The organism is Mycobacterium sp. SM3041, assembly GCF_039668335.1.
Taxonomy (GTDB): domain Bacteria; phylum Actinomycetota; class Actinomycetes; order Mycobacteriales; family Mycobacteriaceae; genus Mycobacterium.
Genome location: NZ_JAYXBQ010000021.1, coordinates 102348 through 122288, shown reverse-complemented (window position 1 = coordinate 122288; position 19941 = coordinate 102348). Strand labels below are relative to the sequence as shown.

The window sequence follows — 19941 nt, the reverse complement described above, 5'->3', positions numbered from 1 at the left end:
CTAGCCGCCCGCTGCCTCAGCCGGCCCGGGGCGCGAAATAGTGACCGGCCTTGAGGTCTTCGAGCAGGGTCGGACGTACGGGATCCCAGCCGAGCAGGGCCTGCGTCTTTTCACTGGAGGTCGGGTTGTCCAGGGCGGCGAAGCCCGCGAGAAAACCGAAGTGGGCCGGGGCCTCGTCCGCCGGAATCTGTTGCACCGGCACGCCCAGACCGTCGCCGATCGCCTGCGCGATGTCGCGGAAGGCGATGCCCTGTTCAGCCGCGCCGTGCAAGACCGAGCCGGCGGGTGCCGACTCCACGGCCAGCCGGTAGAGCCGCGCGGCATCGACGGTGTGCACCGCCGGCCATCGATTCGAACCGTCACCCTGATACCCGGATCGTCCTGCTGCACGGGCGAATTCGATGAGGCTGGGGATGAAGCCGTGGTGATCGGTGTCCCCGTGCACGGTCGGGGCGAGCCGGACCACCGATGACCGCACGCCGCGTTCGGCCAGCGCGAGCGTCGCCCGTTCTGATGCGCCGCGCGGTGCCGACCGGTCGACGTCGGCGTCTTCGGTACCGAGCCGGCCCGGCTCACCGAAGGCCAGCATGAGCGTGCCCGAGGTGTTCACGAACGGCTTGCCCGAGCCCGCCAGGGCCTCCCCCATGGCCTCTACCGCCCGCAGGTCCGCCTGGAGCGAGTCGGCGTAATTGGCGAAGTCGTGCTTGAAGGCCAGATGGATGACGCCGTCGGAAGCGGCAGCCGCGGCAGCGAGGCCGTCCGGGTCATCCAGGCTGCCGCGGTGCACCTGCGCGCCCGCGGCGGCGACGGCGGCGGCCGAGGCGTCCGATCGGGCCAGGCCGGTGACGTGGTGACCCGCTTCGAGCAGGTCGCGGACGACCACGGATCCGATGTGCCCGCTGGCGCCGGTGACGAATATGCGCATGGTTTCAACTCCTCAGGTGATGTCAGTCCATGACATCACCAAACGTACACCCGATGTCAGCCACTGTCATCAGTCGTGCTGACAGTCACTGACATCGCCTACAATCCGCCCGTGGGCCGATGGGAACCGAACGCGCAGGGCCGCCTCGAGCAGGCCGCCCTGGAGCTGTATCTGGAGCAGGGCTTCGACGAGACGACGGTCGCCGAGATCGCCGCTCGTGCCGGCCTCACGGAACGCACGTTCTTCCGGCACTTCACCGATAAGCGCGAGGTGCTGTTTCGGGGCCGCGAACTCGCCGACGCGCTCGAGACAGCCATCGACGACGCCCCCGCAGCCACCGCGCCGCTCGACGCCGTCGCCGCGGCACTGGAATCGGTGTCGGATTTCTTCGCCGAGCGCCGCCCGCACGCGCGCCGACGTCAGACGGTGATCAATGCCAACCCCAGCCTGCAGGAGCGCGAACTCATCAAGCTCGCGTCGTTGGCGACGAGCATCGCCGACGCGCTGCGCCGCCGCGGCGTCGCCGACCCCGCGGCCGGCCTTGTCGCCGAGACCGGTATCGCGGTTTTCAAGGTGGCGTTCGACCAGTGGCTCGCCGATCCGGCCGAGCGTAGCCTCGCCGAGCACATCCGCGAGGCACTCGCCGAACTCAAGGCTGCCACCCAATCCTGAACTGCGGCAACCGGTTACAGCGGCGACGCGCCGCGCAGGTGCTCGAAGATCAGCGATGTCTGGGTGCCGGCCACATCGGCGTCGGCGTTGAGGTGCTCGACCACGAACGCCCGCAGGTGTGCGGTGTCGCGCGCGGCGACGTGCAGGATGAAGTCGTCGGCGCCGGCCAGGAAGTAGACGTCCATCACCTGTGGCAGCCGCCGCATATGGGCGATGAAGTCGCGAATGCGCGCCCGGGCCCCGGATTGCAGGCTCACCGAGATCATCGCCTGCAGACCCAGGCCGATGGCCGCCGGATCGATGTCGGCATGGAAACCGCGGATCACCCCGAGCTGCTGTAGCCGGCGGACCCGGCCGTGACAGGTCGAAGCGGCGATGCCGACCAGCTCCGCCAACGCGCTGTTGGGAATGCGTGCGTCGGCATGCAGCGCGGTCACGATCTGCCGGTCGATGTCGTCGAGTTCGACGGGCTGAACATCCTTCGGCTGGGACCCCTCCTGGACCAGCGAATTCGAAGATCGTTCACTACCAGGCGCCATATTGAGAATTATAATCACAGATATTGCAGGTCATTCGACGTTTATTCACACTTAGGACACCACCTGATCCGCCCTGAGGAGAACCCCAGATGCACGTCGGCATCCCGACCGAAATCAAGAACAACGAGTACCGGGTGGCCATCACCCCGGCCGGCGTCGCCGAACTGATCAAGCACGGCCATGAGGTGCTGATCCAGGCCGGGGCCGGCGAAGGATCCGCGATCGCGGACACCGACTTCAAGGCCGCCGGCGCGCAGATCGTCACCACCGCGGACCAGGTCTGGGCCGAAGCCGACCTGCTCCTGAAGGTCAAAGAACCCATCGCGGCCGAGTACCACCGCATGCGCAAGGGCCAGACCCTGTTCACCTACCTCCACCTGGCCGCCTCGCGTGAGTGCACCGATGCACTGCTGGCGTCGGGCACCACCTCGATCGCCTACGAAACCGTTCAGACTGCCGACGGCCGCCTGCCCCTGCTCGCCCCGATGAGCGAGGTGGCAGGCCGGCTGTCGGCCCAGGTCGGCGCCTACCACCTGATGCGCAGCCATGGCGGCCGCGGCGTCCTGATGGGCGGCGTGCCCGGCGTCGCCCCGGCCAACGTCGTCGTCATCGGCGGTGGCACCGCGGGCTTCCACGCGGCACAGATCGCCAGCGGCATGGGCGCGCAGGTCACTGTCTTCGACCTGAACCTGGACACCCTGCGCCGGATCGACGCCGAGTTCAACGGCCGGATCCACACCCGGTACTCCTCGAGCCTGGACCTGGAAGACGCCGTCAAGCAGGCCGACCTGGTGATCGGCGCGGTGCTGGTCCCCGGCGCCAAGGCACCGAAGCTCGTGACCAATTCGACTGTGGCCCACATGAAGTCGGGTTCCGTGCTCGTCGACATCGCGATCGACCAGGGCGGCTGCTTCGAGGACTCGAAGCCCACCACGCACGACGACCCGACCTTCGCCGTGCACGACTCGGTCTTCTACTGCGTGGCCAACATGCCCGGCGCCGTGCCGCGCACGTCGACGTACGCACTGACCAACGCGACGCTGCCGTACGTCCTCAAGCTCGCCGACCAGGGCTGGCAGGCGGCGTGCCGCAACGATGCCGCGCTGGCCAAGGGCCTGTCGACGCACGACGGCGAGCTGCTGTGCAGCCAGGTCGCCGCGGACCTCGACATTCCGCTCGGCCGCGTCGCGCTGTAGCCCCCGAACCTGATACCCATCGCCCGGTCAGCGCAGCGTCGCGCTGGCCGGGCGATGACTTTCCGCCCGTCCGACACTGCCGTTCTTGACAGGTGTCAAGTATTGTCGTGGCCATGCTCTTGCAGGAACTGCTGCCCGCCCCGCCGACCACGGCGGCCCAAGCCCTCGAAATCTTCGATGCCGCGCCGGCCGTCGAACCCGACTTCATGATCGGCACCTGGCACGGCGCCGAAGTACCCACCGGACATTCGATGGACGGCCTGCTGGAAGCCAGCGGCTGGTGGGGCAAGCAGTTCATCGACGCCGAGACCGTCCACCCGCTGCTCTTCCCCGACGCGTCAGGCGAAACGCTGTGGCCGCTCAACCCGGTGCTGGCATTCTCCGGCGCCGGACTGGCGAACAAGGTGCCCCTGCACCGACTTCCCGTCGCCAAGACCATCACCGCGCTACGCCCGCTACTGCAGGCCCGTTCGGCCAAGGCTCGGTTGCGCACCACGCGCTATCGCGGAGTCGACACCGCGACAATGGTTTACGACCAGCTGCCCATCAACGACGTGTTCCGCAAGCTGACCGACGACGCCGTCCTGGGCGCCATGGATCTCCGCGGCGAAGCACAGCCGTATTTCTTCGTGCTGCGCCGGGACAACTCGCTTCGCCTCAGCCGCTGACGTGATTTGTGCACGAAAATCCGCGGCCTGCGCGGATAATCGTGCACAAATCCCTAGCCGATGGCGCGCAGCTGCTTCGGCAGTGAGCGCTTGGACCGGTGCGGGCCCAGTACCGCGGCACCGAAGGGCCGCGTCAGCAGTTCGCGCGCAACGGCGTTGACCTCTTCGAGGGTGACCGCGTCGATCGACGCGAGCGTGTCCGAGATCGACTTGTGGTTGCCGTAGTTCAGCTCGGCGCGGCCGATGCGGTGCATCCGGGAACCGGAATCCTCCAGCCCGAGCACCAGACCGCCGCGCATCGAGCCCTTGGCGATGCGCAATTCGTCGGCGGTGATGCCTTCGCGCGCAACGTCTTCCAGCACGTCGGTGGTCACGCGGACCACTTCGTCGAAGCGGTCCGGCAGGCACGCCGAGTACACCGACAGCGCACCGGCATCGGAGAACGTGTCGATCGTGGAGTACACCGAGTAGGCCAGACCACGGTTCTCCCGGATCTGCTGGAACAGCCTCGAACTCAACCCGCCACCGAGCGCGGTGTTGAGCACCGACAACGCCCAGCGGTGTTCCCAGTTGCGCCCCGGCGTACGCACACCCAGGTACATGTGGGCCTGCTCGGAGTCACGTTTGACGAACTGCAGCGTCGGGGTGCCCGGCACGCGGCCGGCGCCCTTGCGCGGCGGCACGGGCTTGCGGCCACGCACCAGGTGCGGCCGAAAGTGCTTGCGCACCATGGACACAACTTCGTCGTGGTCGACGTTGCCGGCGACGGCGACGACCATCCGGTCCGGGGTATACCGGCGGACATGGAACGAGTGCAGCTGGTTGCGGGTCATCGACGTGATCGAATCGATGCTGCCGATCACCGGCCGGCCCACGGGGTGGTTGCCGAACATGGAGCCGAGGAAGACATCCGCGAGGGTGTCCTCGGGATCGTCGTCGCGCATGGCGATCTCTTCGAGCACCACGTCGCGTTCCAGCTCGACATCGCTTGCCGCACAACGGCCGTTGAGCACGACGTCCGATACCAGGTCGATGGCCAGCCCGAGGTCGCTGTCCAGCACGTGGGCGTAGTAGCAGGTGTGCTCGCGCGCGGTGAAGGCGTTCAGCTCACCACCGACGGCATCCATCGACTGGGCGATCTCGACAGCGGTGCGCGTCGGGGTCGACTTGAACAGCAGGTGTTCCAGGAAGTGCGCGGCCCCGGCGACACTGGGGCCCTCGTCGCGTGAACCGACGTTGACCCACACGCCGACCGATGCCGAGTGCACGTGCGGCAGGTGTTCGGTGACGACCCGCAGCCCGCCCGGGAGGTTGGTCTTGCGCACGGCGGCCGGGGCCTGCAGCGATGTCGCTGCAGAACCCCGGCCGTCGCGCGTTGTCGATTTAGGAGTTTGCAGGCGCGGCATCTGCCGGTGCAGTCTCCGATTCGGCAGCAGCATCGGCGGTCGAATCCGCCGCTGCCGCACCCTCTTCATCCACGAGGATCAGCGAGATCTTCTGACCCTTGCCACGGTTGTCCGCGGAGATGTCCGCGATCTCCACGCGCAGCTTGTCGCCGACGTTCACGACGTCCTCGACCTTCGCGACGCGCTTGCCCTTGCCGAGCTTGGAGATGTGCACCAGACCGTCACGGCCCGGCAATAGGGACACGAAGGCGCCAAAATCGGTGGTCTTGACCACCGTGCCGAGGAACCGCTCACCGATCTTGGGCAGCTGCGGGTTGGCGATGGCGTTGATCTTGTCGATCGCCGCCTGCGCCGCCTCGCCGTTCGAGGCGCCGACGAACACGGTGCCGTCGTCCTCGATGGAGATGTTCGCACCGGTCTCCTCGGTGATCTGGTTGATCACCTTGCCCTTGGGCCCGATCACCTCACCGATCTTGTCGACCGGCACCTTGATGGTGGTGATGCGCGGCGCGTACGGGCTCATCTCGTCCGGCTCGTCGATGGCCTCGGCCATCACGTCCAGGATGGTCAGACGCGCGTCCTTGGCCTGGGCCAGGGCACCGGCCAGCACCTTGGACGGGATGCCGTCCAGCTTGGTGTCCAGCTGCAGGGCGGTGACGAAGTCCTTGGTGCCGGCGACCTTGAAGTCCATGTCACCGAAGGCATCCTCGGCGCCCAGGATGTCGGTCAGGGCGACGTAGCGGGTCTCGCCGTCGACCTCGTCGGACACCAGGCCCATGGCGATACCGGCAACCGGGGCCTTCAGCGGCACACCGGCGTTCAGCAGCGCCAGGGTCGAGGCACAGACCGAACCCATCGAGGTGGAACCGTTGGAGCCCAACGCTTCCGAGACCTGACGGATGGCGTACGGGAACTCCTCGACGCTCGGCAGCACCGGCATCAGGGCCCGCTCGGCCAGCGCACCGTGGCCGATCTCGCGGCGCTTGGGCGAACCCACGCGGCCGGTCTCACCGGTCGAGTACGGCGGGAAGTTGTAGTGGTGCATGTAGCGCTTGGTGGTCTCGGGACCGAGCGAGTCGATCTGCTGAGCCATCTTGATCATGTCCAGCGTGGTGATACCCATGATCTGGGTCTCGCCGCGCTCGAACAGCGCGCTGCCGTGCGCCCGCGGGATCACGGCGACCTCGGCGCTCAGGGCGCGGATGTCGGTGATGCCACGGCCGTCGATGCGGAAGTGGTCGGTCAGGATGCGCTGGCGAACCAGCTTCTTGGTCAGCGAGCGGAACGCCGCGCCGATCTCCTTCTCGCGGCCGGCATAGGTCTCGGCGAGGCGTGAGAGCACCTCAACCTTGATCTCGTCGGTGCGCTCTTCACGCTCCTGCTTGCTTGCGATGGTCAGCGCCTGCGACAGCGCGTCGGTGGCCACCGCGGCGACGGCCTGGAAGGCGTCGTCGGCGTAGTCGGGGAACAGCGGGAATTCGCCGGTCTCCTTGGCGGCAGCCTCGGCCAGCTCGGCCTGGGCGGTGCACAGGGCGGCGATGAACGGCTTGGCGGCCTCCAGGCCCTCGGCCACGACGGCCTCGGTGGGGGCGCCGGCGCCACCGGCGATCAGGTCGATCACGTTGTCGGTGGCCTCGGCCTCGACCATCATGATCGCGACGTCACCTTCAACCTTGCGGCCGGCGACGACCATGTCGAAGACAGCCTTCTCGAGCTGCTCGTTGGTCGGGAACGCAACCCACTGACCCTCGATCAGCGCGACGCGGACGCCACCGACCGGACCGGAGAACGGCAGACCGGCCAGCTGGGTGGACGCCGACGCGGCGTTGATGGCCACGACGTCGTACAGGTCCTTGGGGTCCAGGCTCAGCACGGTGACGACGACCTGGATTTCGTTGCGCAGGCCCGAGACGAACGACGGGCGCAGCGGCCGGTCGATCAGGCGGCAGGTCAGGATCGCGTCGGTGGAGGGCCGGCCCTCGCGACGGAAGAACGAGCCGGGGATGCGGCCCGCGGCGTACATGCGCTCCTCGACATCCACCGTCAGGGGGAAGAAGTCGAAGTGGTCCTTGGGGCTCTTGCTGGCCGTGGTGGCCGACAGGAGCATGGTCTCGTCGTCCAGGTAGGCGACGACGGAGCCGGCGGCCTGACGTGCCAGACGGCCGGTCTCGAAGCGGATGGTGCGGGTGCCGAAGCTCCCGTTGTCGATGACGGCGGTCGACTCGAACACGCCCTCTTCAATTTCAACTGCAGACATGGATGTCGCAATAACCTCTCTGGGCCCGCCCTATGCGGGTTCCGTTTTTTCTGGTTCCTCTTTGTTACTGCTGTCGCATCGTCACACGCGAGCATCCAGAAAACCCGAAAACCATCCCGCTTACTGCTGACGGCCGTCGATCGAAGCGGCCGGGAGTCAAACCCGACAGCCACTACCGAAGACCGCCCCACGAGGTTCAGGCGGACGCTGTGTGACGTTCCGACGTCTTGGGCGCTGGGCCCAAAACAGTTTTATGTTACTACCCGTACCAACAGCCATCGCCAGGCCTGCCGGAGCAGACCTGGCGATGGTCGTGAATCAGTGGTGCGTCAGCGACGCAGACCCAGACGCTCGATCAGCGAGCGGTACCGCGCGACGTCGACCTGAGCGACGTACTTGAGCAGCCGGCGGCGACGGCCGACCAGCAGCAGCAGGCCACGACGGCTGTGGTGGTCGTGCTTGTGCTGCTTGAGGTGCTCGGTCAGGTCCGAGATGCGCTTGGTCAGCAGGGCGACCTGAGCCTCCGGCGAACCGGTGTCGGTCTCATGCAGGCCGTACTGACCCAGGATCTCTTTTTTCTGCTCGGCAGTGAGTGCCACGAAACAACTCCATCAATTCGGTCCGCGAAGAACAACGAGGGCGCGGCCGCCGCGAACTGCAGCACGCGCGTGGGGCAGTTTATCAGGAAGCTACTGCGGAACCAGAATCGCGCGAGCCCGCTGCGTATCGCGGTCCATGGCCACGACCAGGTCGTCCACCGACTCGAACTTCTCCTGGCCGCGGATCCGCGAGACGAAGTCGACCGCCACGTGCTGTCCGTACAGGTCCGCCTCGGTGTCGAGCACGAAGGCCTCGACGGTGCGGGTACGCCCGGAGAACGTCGGATTGGTACCCACCGACACCGCGGCCTGGTAGCGCTCCCCCGGCGCCACGGTGCCGACCGACGGGCCGTGCCCCAGGACGGTGAACCACGCGGCGTAGACGCCGTCCGCCGGGATCGCCGAGTGCATGGGCGGGGCGACGTTGGCGGTCGGGAAGCCCAGCCCACGACCGCGGCCGTCACCCCGGACGACGACGCCCTCGACGCGGTGCGGGCGGCCCAGGGCCTCGGTCGCGGCGGCCATGTCACCGGCGTCCACGCACGACCGGATGTAGGTCGACGAGAAGGTGACGGTCTCGGCCTGGTGGTGCTCGGCCACCAGCGAGATGCCCTCGACCGCGAAGCCGAAGCGCTCGCCGGCCTTGCGCAGCAGCGGCACGTTGCCACCGGCCTTCTTGCCGAAGGTGAAGTTTTCGCCGACCACGACCTCGAGGACGTGCAGGCGCTCGACGAGCAGCTCGTGCACGTACCGCTCGGGGGTCAGCTTCATGAAGTCGGTGGTGAACGGCATCACCAGGAACACGTCGACACCTAGTTCCTCGACCAGTTCGGCCCGTCGGGTCAGCGTCGTCAGCTGCGCGGGATGACTGCCCGGGAGGACCACTTCCATCGGATGCGGATCGAACGTCATCAGCACCGTGGGTACGCCGCGAGACCGGCCGGCCTTCACCGCATGGCTGATCAGTTCTGCATGTCCACGATGTACGCCATCGAACACTCCGATGGTGAGCACACATCGGCCCCAATCCGTGGGGATCTCGTCCTGCCCACGCCAGCGTTGCACGACCGCAAGCCTACGGCGCGCCGCCGCGGCAGGCACCGTGAGATCCCCGGATGAGGTGACGATTGCCTAAACTTTGTGCTGTGAGTCCTGCAGAAGACGGTGGCAACCCGCCGGATCTATCCCCGGTTGCCCAGGACTACCTCAAGGTCATCTGGACCGCGCAGGAGTGGTCGCGCGAGAAAGTCAGCACGAAGATGCTGGCAGAACGCATCGGGGTGTCGGCGTCGACGGCCTCCGAGTCGATTCGCAAGCTTGCCGATCAGGGCCTGGTGCACCACGAGAAGTACGGCGCGGTGACGCTGACCGACACCGGCCGCAGCGCGGCGCTGGCCATGGTGCGCCGGCACCGCTTGATGGAGACGTTCCTGGTGCGCGAGCTCGGCTACGGCTGGGACGAGGTGCACGACGAAGCCGAGGTGCTCGAGCACGCGGTGTCGGACCGGATGCTGGACCGCATCGACGCCAAGCTCGGCTTCCCGACCCGCGACCCGCACGGCGACCCGATCCCCGCGGCCGACGGCCAGGTGCCGACTCCCCCGGCCCGGCAGCTGTCCGCGTGCGCGGACGGCGACGCCGGCACGGTCGCCCGGATTTCCGATCACGACCCCGAGATGCTGCGGTACTTCGACAGCGTCGGGATCACGCTCGACTCGCATCTGCGCGTGGTGGCCCGGCGCGACTTCGCCGGGATGATCTCGGTGGCGGTCACGGCCGCCGACGCTGTGAACGACGACACGACGACCGTCGATCTGGGGAGCCCGGCGGCGGAAGCGATCTGGGTCGTCGCCTGATCCAGGTGGCCCTGTCGGCCTGCCGTTGTGGCGGTCAGCCGAGTCTGCGAAGCAGGTCGCGGGCACCGAGAAGGCGCCCCACGCGGTGCACGATCGCGCCACGAAGGGCGGTGTACGGGTACCAGATGAACTCGCTGTCCGGTTGCACACGAGCGGACACGATCGCCTGCGGCCGTGCGTATTTGAGCACGGCATCGGCGCCGTTACGGCGGCCCAGCCCGGACTGCTTCCAGCCGCCCTGCGGCAACGACAGCGTGAACAGATTGCCGAACACGTCGTTGATGTTCACCGCGCCGACATCGAGCCGGCGCGCGACTCGTTCCGCCCGAGTTCTGTTGCCGCAGAACACCGTCGCCGACAACCCGTAATCCGAGTGGTTGGCCAGCCGGACCGCTTCGTCTTCGTCCCGCACCTTCATGATCGGCAGCGTCGGACCGAACGTCTCCTGCTGCATACACAGCATGGTGTGGTCGACCTCGACCAGGACCGTGGGCTCGAAGAAGCCGGTGCTCTCGACCCGTGCGCCGCCGGTCAGCACCGTGGCGCCGCGGGCCACCGCATCGTCCACGTGCTGTTGCACGATCGCCAGCTGCGCCTCGGTGGCCAACGGCCCCACGTCATACCGGAATTGCTGATCGTCCTCCCCCACGCGCAAGGCTTTCAGCTTCTCGACAACGAGACCGACGAACTCGTCGTACACATCCGCCTGCACGTAGACCCGTTCGACCGAGGTACACATCTGCCCCGAATTGGCCATGCCGCCCCACACCGCCGCATTCGCGGCCCGCGCCACGTCCGCGTCGTCGAGCACGATCATCGCGTCCTTGCCGCCGAGTTCCAGACCGCATGGAATCAACCGCTCGGCAGCCGCATGCGCGATGGCCTTACCGGTTCGCGTCGACCCCGTGAACTGCACGTGGTCGACGTTGTCGACGACAGCCGCCCCGGTCTCCGCGGCACCGGTCACGCACTCCAGAACCCGCGGCGCACCAACGGCTTTCCAGCCGTCAACCGCCGCTGCCACCGTCAACGGGGTGAACTCCGAGGGCTTGACCACCACGGCGGCCCCGGCGAGCAACGCGGGCACGGCATCCAGCAGCGACAGCCCCAGCGGGAAGTTCCACGGGGTGATCACGCCCACGACCGGGTACGGCCGCTGCACCAGAAGTTGGCGTTTGGTCGCCGCGATCATGCCGTGGCGCGGCGGCGTGCGGTCTGCGAGCAATCCGGGTGCGGTCCGCGCGTAGTAGTTGATCGCATCCACGATGTACGGGATCTCGAGATTGGCCTCGGCCCATGGCTTGCCGGTCTCGCGCTGCAGCATCACCGCCAGCCGACATTCGTTGTCCAGCAACCAGTCCCGGTATTTCAGCAGATGCGCTGCCCGCACTCGCGGCGACAGGCCGGCCCACCCGGCCTGTTCGACACGGAGGTCCGCGATCACCGCGGCCACCGCCTCGACGCTCATCGCCGGTATCGAATCGATGACCCGGCCATCAGCCGGAGAACAGACCGTGATGGTGGCCGTGGCTGAAGTCAACGTTGGCGCCTTTCGGTCAATGCTGGAGTCTGCTGTGGTACGCCGCGCGCACCGCGGCGTCGGTGTGGGTGAACGCGGTGTCGAAGTGCGCGACGTGGGAAATCCAGTGCCGGGCACCGTCCGGCAGCGCGCCCAGGATCTTGATCATCGCGCCGAGTGCTTGCGGCACAGCCACTTTCGACCTACTTCGCGTGACGGCCTCGACGATGGCCGCCGCCACGTCGTCGGGTTCCACTTCGCTGATGGGCTGAATCCACCGCGGGGCGCTGTGGCCCGCCGAGAGCTCGGTGTGCACGACACCCGGGAGCACCGCGGTGACGGCGATGCCGGCGGCGGCGAGTTCGAGGTGCAGGGTCTCGGTGAATCCGACGACGGCATGCTTGGTGGCGCAGTAGGTGGCGAGACCGGGGAACGCGCTGACGCCGGCCAGTGAGGCGACGTTCACGATGTGGCCGCCGCGCCCACGCATCCGGATGGCGGCCTGTTTCGATCCGTTCAGCACGCCTCCGAGGTTGATGGCGACCATGCGGTCGGTCATCTCGTCGGTCTCGTCTGCGAACAGCCCCGTGGGCATGATGCCGGCGTTGTTGATCAGGACATCGACGCGGCCCAGCCGGCTCTCGACGTCGTCGAGGAAGTCCGCGAACGATGTCCGGCTCGTGACGTCGAGCTGTAGTCCGCAGACCTGCTCTCCGGTGGCGGCGAATTCGGCGGCGGCCTTCTCGACCAGCTCGACGTCGACGTCACCGAGGGCGACCCGCGCACCGGCGCGCAGGAACGCCAGGCCGGTCGCGCGTCCGATACCCCTGGCACCGCCGGTGATCGCCACCACGCGGCCGCGAATGTCGTTGTGCTTCTTGGTCATCGCTCCATCGCCTTCTGCAATTGCGCCTTGAGCACCTTGCCGGTCTCGTTGCGGGGCAGGACGTCGACGAACACGACATCGCGCGGCACTTTGTGCCGCGCGAGGCCGGCCCGGACGTAGCTCTTGACCTCGTCGGCGTCGAGTTCGGCGCCGGGGCGGCGTACCACGAACGCGCACAACCGCTTTCCGAACTCGGCGTCGTCCACGCCGACGACCGAGGTTTCCACCACCGCGGGATGGCCGGCGAGCAGATTCTCGACCTCCAACGGGAAGACGTTCTCACCGCCGGACACGATCATGTCGTCGTCCCTGCCGTCGACGAACCACAATCCGTTCTCGTCGAAGTGGCCGGTGTCACCCGATGACAGCAAGCCGTCGACGGACTCCTTGTTACCGCCGTCGGTGTAACCGGCGAAGCTGAGGCCGCTGGAGACGAAAAGTGTTCCGCTGCGGCCGGGTTCGGTGATCCGGCGGCGCTGCTCGTCGTACGCGGCGAGGGTGCAGCCGACGGGCGGCCGCCCCACAGTGCCCGGAGCGCTGCGCAATTCGCTCGGGGTGGCGACCGCCGCGACGGCGACCTCCGTCGACCCGTAGAGGTTGTAGAGCACGTCACCGAAAGCGTCCATGGTGCGGCGGCACAGATCCGGGGACAGCGCCGAACCCGCGGCGAACACGACCCGCAGCGACGACGTGTCATGACGCGCCAGGACCTCGGGGCCAAGGTCGAGAATCCGGGTCAGCATCGTGGGCACGACGATGAGCGCTCCCACCCGGTGGCGTTCGATCGCCGCGAGCGTCGCCTCAGGATCGAATCGGCGCGCGAGCACGACGCGGTTCCCGAGCGCCAAACCCAAAGAGCAGGTGGCCAATCCAGTGGCATGGAACATCGGGGCGGCGACGTAGTAGGCACCACCGGATGGCCACGGGATCCGGTCCAGTAGCTGCGCGGACTGCAGCGGGCTGACCTTGTTCCGCGGCGCACCTTTCGGGGTGCCGGTGGTGCCACTGGTGAGCAGCACCATGCCGCCGACCGAGGCCGGCGCGGGCACCGGTGCCGTCGACCGGCCCGCAGCGAGTGCCGCCAGGCCGCTCACGCCGGGCCAGCCGATGCGGTCGACCTCGAACGGCAGGACGTCGATCAGGTCGGTGAACTCGTCGTCGGCGATGACCGCGGTGACGTTCTCGCGCTTGCAGACGTCGGCGAGTTGCGGCCCCGCGAACCCGGTGTTGAGCAGAACGACTCTGGCGCCGATCTTTCCGGCCGCGAAGAGCGACAGGAGCAGCGCGCGATGGTTCCGCGCGATCAGGCCGATCACGGCGCCTGCCCCGATCCCGCGGCCGGCGAGGCCCCGCGCCAATCCGTTGGACGTCGCTTCCAGGTCGGCGAAGCTCAGCGTGCCGTCCTCATCGGTGAGAGCCGGGGCATCGCCGTAACGCGATGCGACGTGTCCCACCAACCCACCGAACGACCCGTAGCGCCGCAGGCCCCGGGACGCGGCTATCGCGTCCAGCGGTCGACAGATGTCCACCAATCCCCTGCGCTGCAACACGATGGCGGCCTCGACCACATCGCGCACCTGATCCAGTAGCTGTGTCATCACGTCCTTCAGTCCTGTGCCACGGGCCGGCCGGGCTGCGTCACGGCCGCCCGGAGAAACTCACCGCCTGCCGTCATGCTGTCCAGACTTCCGTCGCGGGTGCGCGGAAACATCCAATAGGCGTGCGCCAGTCCCGGCCAGACGCGTTGCTCGCAGTGGCCCCCGGCGGCCACGACCCGGGCAGCGAACGCCTCGGCATCGGCACGCATCACTTCCCTTGTGCCATAGTGCAATTGAATGGGCGGCAGGGTCGCGAGGTCAGCGTTCAGCAGGCACAGCCGTGGGTCCTCGATATCGGCGCCACCCACGTACAACGCCACGGCACGGGCGGCTCCCCGTGGGTCGAACGGCTGCCGGCGCACCCTCGGGTCAGCCATCGGCGCTCGGTAGGCCGGGTCGATCAACGGGCCCCACAACGCCAGGGCCGCGGGTGCCGGTAGCCCTTCCCGCTTGGCCCGCAGGGCCGTCGCCACCGCGAGGTGACCACCCGCCGAATCGCCGGCGATCACCACTTTGCGTGGGTCGTAACCCTGGACCAGTAGCCACCGATACGCGGCCATCGCCGCGTCCTCGGCCGCGGGAAAGGTGTTCTCCGGAGCCAGCGGATAACCGATGACCAAGGCCGGCAGCCCCGAATGCTGCGAGACGTACGACGCGAACCCGCGATGTGTGCGCGGTGAGCAGATCAGGTAGCCGCTGCCGTGGAGCACCAGCACGACGCCTGCGTCGTCGCGGGCGCCCGGAGCGCGGACCCACTCACCACGCAGTGGCGCGTCGACCGGCTCGACCCGGGTTCCGGCGACCACGGGGCTGAGGCCGACGATCGCGGTGTTCGCGGCCGGCCGCAGCCGGGTGATCAACCACGGGTTGGCGGTCAGCAGCCGCAGGGCGACACCGAAAGTCATGCGTGCAGCCGAGTTCGCTGCCAGCCGATCGACAATCGCCATCATGGTGAGTGGGGCCGCGGTTCTCATCCGGCGAGCAGCCCCTTCGCAATGTGGGTCACCTGGACCTCATTGCTGCCCGCATAGATCATCAGCGACTTGGCATCCCGGGCGAGTTGTTCCACGCGGTACTCGGCCATGTAACCGTTGCCACCGAACAGCTGCACGGCGTCCATGGCCACCTCGGTCGCGACCTCCGACGAGTACAGCTTGACCGCGGACGCCTCCGACAGCGATGGAATCTTGCCGGCCTGCACCTTCTCCAGTGTCTGGAACACCATGTTCTGCACGTTGATTCGGGCGATCTCCATCTTGGCCAGCTTGAGCTGGATCAGCTGGAACTGCCCGATGTTCTGGCCCCAGAGCGTGCGGGTCCTGGCGTAGTCGAGGCAACGCCGGTGGCATTCGTTGATGATGCCCAACGCCATCAGCGCGACGCCGAGCCGTTCGGCGACGAAATTCGCCCGGGCGCTTTCCCGCCCGTCGCCGCCGCCGTGGTCTTCGGTCTCGCCGAGCAGACGGTCCGGCGTGATGCGCACGTTGTCGAAGAACAGCTCGCCCGTCGGCGAGGACATCATGCCCATCTTCTTGAAAGCCTTGCCCTGCGTCAGCCCCGGCATCCCCGCCTCGAGGACGAATGTCAGCACCTTGCGGTTGCGGCGATCGGCATCGGGATGGCCTTCATCCAACTTGGCGTACACGATCAGCACGTCGGCATCGGGGCCGTTGGTGATGAACGTCTTCTGGCCGTTGAGGATGTAGTCGGCCCCATCACGCTTGACGTAGGTCTTCATGCCGCCGAACGCATCTGAGCCGGCATCCGGTTCGGTGATCGCCCAGCACGCGATCTTCTCCAGCGTCACCAGCTCGGGCAGCCAGCGTTCCTTCTGCGCCAAGGTGCCGCGGCTGGCGATGGTGGCCGCGCCCAATCCCAGACTGACGCCGACGGTGCTCAGCAGACCGATACTGACCCCGGCGATCTCGGACACCAGCACCGCGGCCATCGAAATCTGACCACCGAGATCGCCCATGGCGCCGGCCGAGCGCTTCTCCGGTGTGGTATCCCCCGCGGCAATCGCTTCCGCTTTGGTCCGTTCCTTGTCCAGCATGGTCTTGATCGCTTCCGCGGCCACCGCGTCAAGTCCGAACTCGCTGAACAGTTTCCGCACGACCGGATATGGCGATATCTCGCCGCGCTCCAATCCGTCCCGGTGCGGCTCGATCTCCTTGTCGATGAACTCGCGGACACTCTCGCGAATGAGTTCATCGGATTCAGACCACTCGATCATGACAACCTCGCCGCGATGTCGTCGATCTCCCACAGGCCGTCGGTCTCGATGGTCGACACGTCGTGCCAGCCGCCGAGTTCGGAAATCGCACCGCCCTGCACCGCGAAAACCTTTCCGGTGACGGGACATTTCTCGGTCGCCAGGTAGGCCACCAGCGGCGAGATGTTCGCCGGGCTGAACAGGTCGACCTCGCCCTCATCGGGTTCGGCCATCAGGGCACCCATGCCCGGGGTGGCGAGCGTGAGCCGGGTGCGCGCGATGGGGGCGATGGCGTTGGCCCGCACGCCATAGCGCTCGAGTTCTTCGGCCGCCACCAACGTCAACGCCGCGATACCCGCCTTGGCCGCGCCGTAGTTCGCCTGGCCCGCGTTGGGGATGGTCAGGCCCGACCCCGATGCCGTGTTGATGACCGAGGCGTTCGGCTGGTTACCGGCCTTGCTCTGCGCCTTCCAGTAGGCGGCGGCGTGCCGGAGCACCGAGAAGTGGCCCTTGAGGTGCACCGAAACCACAGCGTCCCACTGCGATTCCTCGAGCGTCGGGATGAAACCGTCACGCAGGATCCCGGCGTTGTTGACCACGATGTCGAGACCACCGAACTCGTTGACCGCCTGATCGATCAGGCCGGCCGCGCCATCCCAGGTGGCGATGTTGTCGGTGTTGGCGACGGCTTTTCCGCCGGCGGCGACGATCTCGTCGACGACGGCCTGTGCCGGTCCGGCATCGGCACCCTCACCGGAGTTGCTCCCACCGAGGTCGTTGACGACGACGCTGGCCCCCTCCCGCGCGAACAGCAGCGCGTGTTCGCGGCCGATGCCGCGCCCGGCGCCGGTGATGACGGCGATCCGTCCTGCCAAAGCTCCCATGTCTGAGGTCCTTTCAAGTCAATTAGTCGGCGAAGACGGCCAGGCCGTCGGTGATGGCGAATTCCTCGCCGGCTGCTCCATTGCGCGCGGTCTCGAACGCGTAGGTCGTCTCACCGGCGCTGCTTCCGGTCTGCCAGATCCGGGTCTCGAGATCGTCACCGGGCAGCACCATCTTCGAGAACCGCACCGCAAACCGCTTGAGCCGGTTCACATCCGATCCCCCGACCTCGGTGAGCAACGCCCATGAGGTGAACGCCATGGTGCACAGACCGTGCGCGATGATGCCCGGCAGACCGGCGTCCCTGGCCACCTCTTCCTCCAGGTGGATCGGCATCGGATCACCGGAAGCCGGCGCGTACCGGAAGGTCTGGTCGGCGTCGACGTGCTGCACGACCTTGGCCAACGGTGCTCCGTCGCGCAGCGCAGTGTCGAACTTGTGGTCGGGCACTTGTTCTCCGACCGCCGCGCCTGCGTTGACACCGCGGAAGAAACCGATCAGGTATTGCTCATTGACCAGCTCGCCGTCCTGTGCCCGGGACTCCAGGTGAATCGACACCCGCGCGCCCGAATCCACGGTGTCGTACCCGATCACCCGGGCCCGCGACGTCAGCTTGTCTCCCGGACGGATCGGACGATGGAAGTGAAAATCCTGTTCGCCGTGGACGATTCGACCGAAGATCTCGATCGGGACGACGTCGATCACGGGTCCCATCAGCGCGTCGAACGCAGGCACGATGGCGAACACCGGCGGCGCGATATCACCGCTGCGGTGCGCCTCGATGGGGTCGTTGGTCGCCGCGGCGTACTCGGCGATTCGTTCCCGGGTGACCTCGAAGGTCTCCGGGTCAGCCCAGACATTCAGTCCCGAGTTGTCGAACTCGGTTACCGGCTCCACCACGTCAGACCGCCGCCGTGGCGAGGGCATCGAGCTGCTCAAGTGTCTTGTCGAGCTGCTTGGCGCCGTCCTTCTCGACGGCCTTGGCCAGCGCGCCCTTCACCAGCGCACCCTCGAAATCGCCGGCCACCTTGAACTCCGAACCGTCACCAGACGGCGTCACCGTGAACTCGAAGAGCGCCTTCACACCCGCCATGCCGGTCCCGGACAACGCGAACGAAGTCGGGGCGTCCATCTTCTGGACCGTCCATTCGATCTTGTTGGCCATACCGAGCATGACGATCTTCGCGGTCAGCGTGGTGCCCGGGGCGACGGTCGCGGGCACGTCGCTCAGCCACTTCTCGTGGACGGTGAACCACTTGTCCCAGGTGGAGAGATCCGAAACGATCGACCACAGCGCCTCCGGGCTGGCCGACAGCTGCTTGGTGGCTTCGATGTGTCCCATGGTTGTACTCCTAGTTCTTGTTGATCGGTTGTGTTGTGTTCGTTGATGTTTCGGTTCAGCGCTCGGCGCGCTGGTAAGCGGTGACGACGGCGGCCCCACCCAGGCCGATGTTGTGCTGCAGCGCGGCCGTGACGTTCTCGACCTGACGCTTGTCGGCGGTGCCGCGCAGCTGCCAGGTGAGCTCGGCACATTGCGCCAGGCCCGTGGCGCCCAGCGGATGCCCCTTCGAGATGAGACCGCCGGAAGGGTTGACCACCCAACGTCCGCCGTAGGTGGTGTCACCGTTGTCGATCAGCTTCGCGGCTTCACCTTCGCCGCACAGCCCCAGCGCTTCGTACAGCAACAATTCGTTGGCACTGAAGCAGTCGTGCAGCTCGATCACCTGGAAGTCCTCGGCGCCCAGGCCGGCCTGTTCGTAAACCTGCTGTGCGGCAGCGACATTCATGTGGTAGCCGATCAGCGCCTTACAGGTGCCGTCGAAGCTGTTCTCGAAGTCGGTGGTCATCGCCTGTCCGACGATCTCCACCGCGCGGTCGGCCAACCCGTGCTTGTCGACGAATGCCTCACTCGCGAGGATCGCCGCACCGGAGCCGTCCGACGTCGGCGAGCACTGCAGCTTGGTCAGCGGGTCGTAGATCATCCGCGCGCCCAGGATGTCGTCCAGGGAGTACTCCTCCTGGAACTGCGCGTACGGGTTGTTGACCGAATGCTTGTGGTTCTTGTACCCGATCTTGGCGAAATGTTCAGCGGTGGAACCATATTGCTTCATGTGCTCGCGACCGGCCGCGCCGAACATCCACGGCGCCGGCGGGAACAGCACCTCGGAGATCTCCGCCAGTGCCAGGAAGTGCTTCGCCATGGGCTGCTCGCGGTCGTCGTAGGTCGAGCCGAGCGAGCCGGGCTGCATCTTCTCGAAGCCGAGAGCCAGCGCGCAGTCGGCCAGGCCGCTGCGCACCGCCCGTGCCGCGAGATACAGCGCGGTGGACCCGGTCGAGCAATTGTTGTTGACGTTGACGACCGGAATGCCGGTCATGCCGAGCTCGTAAACCGCCCGCTGACCTGACGTCGACTCCCCGTAGACATATCCCACGTACGCCTCTTGAACCTCACGGTAGTCAATTCCCGCGTCTGCCAATGCCTTTGAGCCGGACTCGCGAGCCATGTCCGGGTAGTCCCAGGGTGACCCGTCCGGATTGAGCCGAGCGCCGGGCTTCTCGAACTTCGTCATGCCGACGCCGATCACATACACCTTGTTGGGCATGAACCCTCTCTTTCTGTGCGGTGACAGAAACATACCAACCTGTTTGTATCTTTACAAGAGGGCAGCCGGAACCCATTGCGGCCAAGGTCGGTCAGATGCCCGAAACGCCCCGAAAAGGACTGG

General features: G+C 67.0%; 19 protein-coding genes. 4 read left to right on the top strand and 15 right to left on the bottom strand.

Annotated elements, in window-relative coordinates:
- Positions 1–16: 16 nt before the first annotated feature.
- Positions 17–925 (bottom strand): SDR family oxidoreductase, encoded by a 909-nt coding sequence (locus VXD91_RS06430; protein ID WP_346414980.1) that lies wholly within the window; start codon positions 923–925, stop codon positions 17–19.
- 111 nt (positions 926–1036) lie between these two features.
- On the opposite strand from VXD91_RS06430, the gene VXD91_RS06425 reads away from it, so the two are divergent.
- Positions 1037–1597, top strand: a complete 561-nt coding sequence (locus tag VXD91_RS06425) for a TetR family transcriptional regulator (protein WP_346414979.1) — start codon at positions 1037–1039, stop codon at positions 1595–1597.
- A 14-nt stretch (positions 1598–1611) separates the two neighbouring features.
- On the opposite strand, the gene VXD91_RS06420 is transcribed toward VXD91_RS06425, so the two are convergent.
- Entirely contained in the window at positions 1612–2136 is a 525-nt protein-coding gene (locus tag VXD91_RS06420) for an Lrp/AsnC family transcriptional regulator (RefSeq protein ID WP_346414978.1), read from the bottom strand.
- Between the two features lie 89 nt (positions 2137–2225).
- On the opposite strand from VXD91_RS06420, the gene ald reads away from it, so the two are divergent.
- Both ald and VXD91_RS06410 read left to right on the top strand, forming a co-directional pair.
- Entirely contained in the window at positions 2226–3332 is a 1107-nt protein-coding gene (gene ald / locus VXD91_RS06415) for an alanine dehydrogenase (RefSeq protein WP_318984344.1), read from the top strand.
- Between the two features lie 113 nt (positions 3333–3445).
- The gene (locus tag VXD91_RS06410) at positions 3446–4000 is read left to right on the top strand and encodes a DUF4334 domain-containing protein (protein WP_346414977.1); all 555 of its coding nucleotides are present in this window, start codon (positions 3446–3448) and stop codon (positions 3998–4000) included.
- Positions 4001–4053: 53 nt separating this feature from the next.
- Here VXD91_RS06410 and VXD91_RS06405 read toward each other — a convergent pair whose 3' ends face one another.
- The 4 genes from VXD91_RS06405 to VXD91_RS06390 all read right to left on the bottom strand — a co-directional run bounded on the left by VXD91_RS06405 (position 4054) and on the right by VXD91_RS06390 (position 9327).
- The gene (locus tag VXD91_RS06405; RefSeq protein WP_346414976.1) at positions 4054–5406 is read right to left on the bottom strand and encodes a pitrilysin family protein; all 1353 of its coding nucleotides are present in this window, start codon (positions 5404–5406) and stop codon (positions 4054–4056) included.
- A complete protein-coding gene (locus VXD91_RS06400) occupies positions 5384–7663 on the bottom strand; it encodes a polyribonucleotide nucleotidyltransferase (protein WP_346414975.1) in 2280 nt (759 codons plus the stop codon). The genes VXD91_RS06405 and VXD91_RS06400 overlap by 23 nt, the downstream gene beginning before the upstream one ends.
- A 329-nt stretch (positions 7664–7992) precedes the next feature.
- Positions 7993–8262: a 30S ribosomal protein S15 gene (rpsO, locus tag VXD91_RS06395; RefSeq protein ID WP_020101924.1), complete on the bottom strand. Its 270-nt coding sequence runs from the start codon at positions 8260–8262 to the stop codon at positions 7993–7995.
- 90 nt (positions 8263–8352) lie between these two features.
- Entirely contained in the window at positions 8353–9327 is a 975-nt protein-coding gene (locus tag VXD91_RS06390) for a bifunctional riboflavin kinase/FAD synthetase (protein WP_346414974.1), read from the bottom strand.
- 80 nt (positions 9328–9407) lie between these two features.
- Here VXD91_RS06390 and mntR point away from each other — a divergent pair, with 80 nt between their 5' ends.
- A complete protein-coding gene (gene mntR / locus VXD91_RS06385) occupies positions 9408–10118 on the top strand; it encodes a metal-dependent transcriptional regulator (protein WP_212811769.1) in 711 nt (236 codons plus the stop codon).
- A gap of 34 nt (positions 10119–10152) precedes the next feature.
- On the opposite strand, the gene VXD91_RS06380 is transcribed toward mntR, so the two are convergent.
- The 9 genes from VXD91_RS06380 to VXD91_RS06340 form a co-directional block, all read right to left on the bottom strand.
- The gene (locus VXD91_RS06380; protein ID WP_346414973.1) at positions 10153–11658 is read right to left on the bottom strand and encodes an aldehyde dehydrogenase family protein; all 1506 of its coding nucleotides are present in this window, start codon (positions 11656–11658) and stop codon (positions 10153–10155) included.
- 16 nt (positions 11659–11674) lie between these two features.
- A complete protein-coding gene (locus VXD91_RS06375; protein ID WP_346414972.1) occupies positions 11675–12523 on the bottom strand; it encodes an SDR family oxidoreductase in 849 nt (282 codons plus the stop codon).
- Complete coding sequence (locus VXD91_RS06370; protein WP_346414971.1) at positions 12520–14121, bottom strand: acyl-CoA synthetase; 1602 nt, start codon at positions 14119–14121, stop codon at positions 12520–12522. The genes VXD91_RS06375 and VXD91_RS06370 overlap by 4 nt, the downstream gene beginning before the upstream one ends.
- An 8-nt stretch (positions 14122–14129) precedes the next feature.
- Positions 14130–15026: an alpha/beta hydrolase gene (locus tag VXD91_RS06365; RefSeq protein WP_346414970.1), complete on the bottom strand. Its 897-nt coding sequence runs from the start codon at positions 15024–15026 to the stop codon at positions 14130–14132.
- 65 nt (positions 15027–15091) lie between these two features.
- A complete protein-coding gene (locus VXD91_RS06360; protein WP_346414968.1) occupies positions 15092–16354 on the bottom strand; it encodes an acyl-CoA dehydrogenase family protein in 1263 nt (420 codons plus the stop codon).
- Complete coding sequence (locus VXD91_RS06355) at positions 16351–17217, bottom strand: SDR family oxidoreductase (RefSeq protein ID WP_346414967.1); 867 nt, start codon at positions 17215–17217, stop codon at positions 16351–16353. Before VXD91_RS06355 ends, VXD91_RS06360 begins: the two co-directional genes overlap by 4 nt.
- Before the next feature lie 22 nt (positions 17218–17239).
- Positions 17240–18142 carry a MaoC/PaaZ C-terminal domain-containing protein gene (locus tag VXD91_RS06350; RefSeq protein ID WP_346414966.1) on the bottom strand — a complete coding sequence of 301 codons (903 nt, stop codon included), beginning with the start codon at positions 18140–18142 and terminating at the stop codon, positions 17240–17242.
- On the bottom strand, positions 18117–18557 hold the full coding sequence (locus tag VXD91_RS06345) for an SRPBCC family protein (protein WP_346414965.1): 441 nt from the start codon (positions 18555–18557) through the stop codon (positions 18117–18119). Before VXD91_RS06345 ends, VXD91_RS06350 begins: the two co-directional genes overlap by 26 nt.
- 55 nt (positions 18558–18612) lie before the next feature.
- A complete protein-coding gene (locus VXD91_RS06340) occupies positions 18613–19818 on the bottom strand; it encodes a lipid-transfer protein (protein WP_346414964.1) in 1206 nt (401 codons plus the stop codon).
- Positions 19819–19941 lie beyond the last annotated feature (123 nt).

Bases quoted from the DNA above. Each gene is read 5' to 3' on its own strand.
- VXD91_RS06375 (WP_346414972.1), bottom strand. From the start codon at position 12,523: ATGACCAAGAAGCACAACGACATTCGCGGCCGCGTGGTGGCGATCACC.
- VXD91_RS06365 (WP_346414970.1), bottom strand. From the start codon at position 15,026: ATGACTTTCGGTGTCGCCCTGCGGCTGCTGACCGCCAACCCGTGGTTG.
- VXD91_RS06405 (WP_346414976.1), bottom strand. From the start codon at position 5,406: ATGCCGCGCCTGCAAACTCCTAAATCGACAACGCGCGACGGCCGGGGT.
- VXD91_RS06360 (WP_346414968.1), bottom strand. From the start codon at position 16,354: ATGATCGAGTGGTCTGAATCCGATGAACTCATTCGCGAGAGTGTCCGC.
- VXD91_RS06400 (WP_346414975.1), bottom strand. From the start codon at position 7,663: ATGTCTGCAGTTGAAATTGAAGAGGGCGTGTTCGAGTCGACCGCCGTC.
- VXD91_RS06355 (WP_346414967.1), bottom strand. From the start codon at position 17,217: ATGGGAGCTTTGGCAGGACGGATCGCCGTCATCACCGGCGCCGGGCGC.
- VXD91_RS06370 (WP_346414971.1), bottom strand. From the start codon at position 14,121: ATGACACAGCTACTGGATCAGGTGCGCGATGTGGTCGAGGCCGCCATC.
- VXD91_RS06410 (WP_346414977.1), top strand. From the start codon at position 3,446: ATGCTCTTGCAGGAACTGCTGCCCGCCCCGCCGACCACGGCGGCCCAA.
- VXD91_RS06430 (WP_346414980.1), bottom strand. From the start codon at position 925: ATGCGCATATTCGTCACCGGCGCCAGCGGGCACATCGGATCCGTGGTC.
- VXD91_RS06420 (WP_346414978.1), bottom strand. From the start codon at position 2,136: ATGGCGCCTGGTAGTGAACGATCTTCGAATTCGCTGGTCCAGGAGGGG.
- VXD91_RS06340 (WP_346414964.1), bottom strand. From the start codon at position 19,818: ATGCCCAACAAGGTGTATGTGATCGGCGTCGGCATGACGAAGTTCGAG.
- VXD91_RS06350 (WP_346414966.1), bottom strand. From the start codon at position 18,142: ATGCCCTCGCCACGGCGGCGGTCTGACGTGGTGGAGCCGGTAACCGAG.
- VXD91_RS06345 (WP_346414965.1), bottom strand. From the start codon at position 18,557: ATGGGACACATCGAAGCCACCAAGCAGCTGTCGGCCAGCCCGGAGGCG.
- ald (WP_318984344.1), top strand. From the start codon at position 2,226: ATGCACGTCGGCATCCCGACCGAAATCAAGAACAACGAGTACCGGGTG.